Source organism: Methanobrevibacter sp. (assembly GCF_045539575.1).
Lineage (GTDB): Archaea > Methanobacteriota > Methanobacteria > Methanobacteriales > Methanobacteriaceae > Methanocatella.
Genome location: NZ_JAZQFM010000071.1, coordinates 1 through 3513 on the forward strand (window position 1 = coordinate 1; position 3513 = coordinate 3513).

Annotated in this window: 4 protein-coding genes; 3 read left to right on the forward strand and 1 reads right to left on the reverse strand. The window is 35.0% G+C overall.

Annotated features, from left to right (window positions below):
* Positions 1-202: hypothetical protein (locus ACKI30_RS08955; RefSeq protein WP_407411757.1), on the forward strand; the 202-nt coding region annotated here is incomplete at its 5' end.
* A 1052-nt stretch (positions 203-1254) separates the two neighbouring features.
* Positions 1255-2175: a hypothetical protein gene (locus ACKI30_RS08960; RefSeq protein WP_407411759.1), complete on the forward strand. Its 921-nt coding sequence runs from the start codon at positions 1255-1257 to the stop codon at positions 2173-2175.
* A gap of 123 nt (positions 2176-2298) precedes the next feature.
* Here the strand turns inward: ACKI30_RS08960 and dmpI are convergent, their stop codons facing one another.
* Positions 2299-2487, reverse strand: a complete 189-nt coding sequence (dmpI, locus tag ACKI30_RS08965) for a 4-oxalocrotonate tautomerase DmpI (protein ID WP_407411761.1) — start codon at positions 2485-2487, stop codon at positions 2299-2301.
* A gap of 211 nt (positions 2488-2698) precedes the next feature.
* On the opposite strand from dmpI, the gene ACKI30_RS08970 reads away from it, so the two are divergent.
* Positions 2699-3513: RNA-guided endonuclease InsQ/TnpB family protein (locus tag ACKI30_RS08970; RefSeq protein ID WP_407411763.1), on the forward strand; the 815-nt coding region annotated here is incomplete at its 3' end.

The following is a 3513-nucleotide window of genomic DNA, read 5'->3' on the forward strand; positions in this document are numbered from 1 at the left end:
CGACGGAAAGAAAGTCAAGGGCAAGGTGCTCAAATTCAAGTTCAAGGGCAAAACCTACAAGGCTAAAACCAACAAGAAGGGTGTCGCTAAGGTCACAATCAAGAAGAATGTGCTGAAGAAACTGAAACGTGGCAAAAAAATCACCTATACGGTTACTTTTGTCAAAAAAACTGTTAAAAAAACAGTCAAAGTTAAAAGATAAGGGAGCATCACTCCCTATTCCTATTTTTTAAGTGTTCAAGTGAGTTATTCGCATAATATTTTTTTCAAGTAACCTGCTGGTACCGGCTTATTTTTCATGTTTTCATGGGAAGTTTTTCCTTTGAAGGGGATTCTCATCATCCATTTTTTCACTGTCTGTTGCGGGAATCATAATGCTTTTTCAATTATTGTGGGATTTCGCATAATTTCATTTCTCTCATCTACATTTCCCAGTGTGTTTTTGACAATGCCTAAGAGAACATATCATTTAATTTATTTTACAATCAATATTATTGAAAGTAATTGCTATATTATTGATTTAATAAATTGTCTCTGCAATTTAAAGCACATGTTATTTTTCACGGAATTCCAGTATTTTGTGTCTTGGAAAAAAATATCCTTACAATAACTCAACACGATCACTCCGCTCCAGACATGGAAACCCACATCCTGTCATAGTGTCGAAAAGGGAGGGATGACCATGGCATTTCCAGACCATGACAGTCACGACTGACTGTTCCACCGCCCAATCAACACCATATGTACACCACTCAAATCAAGTAAAACCAATCAATAATCATGGATTTCAAGTTAAAACCAACAATAACTTTACAATCCGGCTTCAAATAATCAATTAAACAATTTAAAATCATTCAAAAGCCTTGAAATCAAATGTTATGCATGTCAGATTTCAAGTTTCATGAAATGGCATGTCAAAATCATTCAATCATGCTTTGGAATTTGCATTGAAAACAACCCATCAAACATGGCAAGTGCAATTATCAAATCACAAATCAGCAGGTTTTAGCCGGTTTACTGTAAGAAGATTGCATTATAGTAACTAACGTTCAACTCCACATTCAACCGTTAAGTCGCCCATGTCTATTCAATGTTGAAATCCATAAAAACAAAACATAAACAATCATTTTAACTGTTAAATAATTTTTTAAATATCAATTCATGAAAATGAGTATTTTCCAAACGTTTACACTTGAAATCCACCTCTCTTTGAATGAAAAAATATATTAAAATGTTAAAATAAAATGATGTTCAATGACAGAAAAGCACATCCGCAAAAACCGCAAATCATACACTATATACAAGGGCTCGAAAACATATGGCAGGTACATGAACCTTGACGATGCCATCATGGCACGAGACATTCTCACAAGTCATGACTGGGACATGACCAGGATTCCGAATGTAATCCAAATCGATGAGGGATACATCATCCTCACAGTCGCAGACGACAAGCTCCACATCACGGCAAGAACCGCAACCGAACCATCAGTGGAACTTGTGGAAAAGCTGATTAAAAGGCAAAGGAGAAACCCGAACAATTCCAGATACGGACTCAACATCGCAAGAGTATTCGACACATTCATAATACAAAAAACAATAATGGGTGACGATTACATATTCGGATACTATGACAACATAGAGGATGCAAGCTTCGTGAGAAACCATCTCCTTGACAACAACTGGGACACTGGAACTTTTTCAACAATCATGCATGACGATGAAACGGGAAAAATCAAAATCACGGATGTCATCGACGGGAAGGTGTATGTCCTCGACACGTATGACGATGAAAATGATGTCAGTCTTGAGCGGTCATACAACAGGTTCCTTGTCAAAATCATCAAGCACAATCACGGCCTTGCATCACACCCATACCTTGATGAACTGGTTGATATCATCCCTCGGCTTGAGGAGAAGTACAATGTCAAGGCTCATGACGATGTGTGGGACTTGAGCAATGTCACCAATCCCCTTGAAGATGTTATCTTCAAGCTGACGCCATTCCAGAAAATCGTGTATGACAATGTCGATGATTCCACAGTCGATGATCTTGAGGCGAGGCTTGCAAGGTACCGGTCAGGAAACTTCACAATGAAAATCAAAAGAAGCCTTGACGAGCTGGTCGAGCTCGACTTGATTACAATAAAAGATGAAACTTATTCTAAAAAGTAATTTTTAAAAACAATGTAAACCAATATTAACATGTATTTGTTTAGTCAAATACTTTAAGTTCTTTTTTGGTTTGAACTTGAATTGGAGAGCTTTTAGTCATTGTAGCTCTCCAAAATCATATTCTTATTTTCTGTCGCTTAGAAGCTCGCCGGCAACACCGATATCATCAGTCTTGTAAGCCTGAACCAGTACGGTTATCGCTTCAATAGGCAAACCATAAGCTTTAGCCACGGTCTCGGAGACCTTCTTAACCATTTCACGTTTATCCTCAATGCTAATGTTCTCGTTTCCAGCTATTGTAATAACAGGCATAATTAATCACCATTATATTATAGTTTATCTTGAAAAGTTTATACCATTTTTGGTATGTTGATTTTGTAGTATTTTTTTTAATGTTGGAAAAATAGTGATCTTCTGCTCTCTGGTTTCTTTTATATATTATGCATGTGCATATATTATTAATATCTTGTGAACGTATATTTTTTTTCATGGAAAATTATAGAAAAAAATGTGGTGTTTTTTTATGAGTAGTGTTGTTAATAAAGGTTTAAAGGTAGATATTTTTCCAGATAAGTCAATGGAGCATGTTTTGAATCAAAATATGGGAAATGCAAGGTTTATATGGAATAATATTTTAAACCGATACAATGAACTATACCAATTGTTCAAATCCCACGGTTATCCTTTAAATCCCAATATACGTAACTTGAATGCTATTTTAAAGATGTTAAAACAGGAACATAGTTTTTTACGTGAAGGAGAATCCACAAGCCAGCAGCAGGTTTTTAGAGACTTAAACAAATCATTCACAAATTTCTTCAAAGGAACACACAACTACCCTAAATTCAAATCTAAGAAAAACCCTAAACAATCATTCAGAATTCAAAAAAACGGCAACAACATACGAATAACCAATAGACGAATCAGATTAGCAAAATTAGGATACATACACTACCGCACAAGCAAAGAATACAAAAAACTACTGAAAAAAAGTAAAATCAACAATGTAACCGTTAAAAAGGAAAACGACAAATATTACGCAATAATAAACATAACCACAACAGTAGAATATTTAGATAAGACTGGAAAAGAAGTTGGTATTGATTTAGGTTTAAAAAATCTTGCAACACTTTCCAACGGTCAAGAAATAGCCAATCTCGACTTAAAAAAGGAGGACAAGATGATCCAAAAATATCAACGAAAATTATCCAGACAAAAATACATGAGCCAAAATTATCAAAAAACACTAAAAAAGTACTATAAATGGCTGAACAGAAAAAACAATAAAATACGAAATGCCTATCATCAATTCAGCAAATTCCTTGTTGAAAAATATGA

Excerpts from the sequence above, each read along its gene's own strand:
- ACKI30_RS08960 (WP_407411759.1), top strand. The coding sequence starts at position 1,255 with ATGACAGAAAAGCACATCCGCAAAAACCGCAAATCATACACTATATAC.
- dmpI (WP_407411761.1), bottom strand. The coding sequence starts at position 2,487 with ATGCCTGTTATTACAATAGCTGGAAACGAGAACATTAGCATTGAGGAT.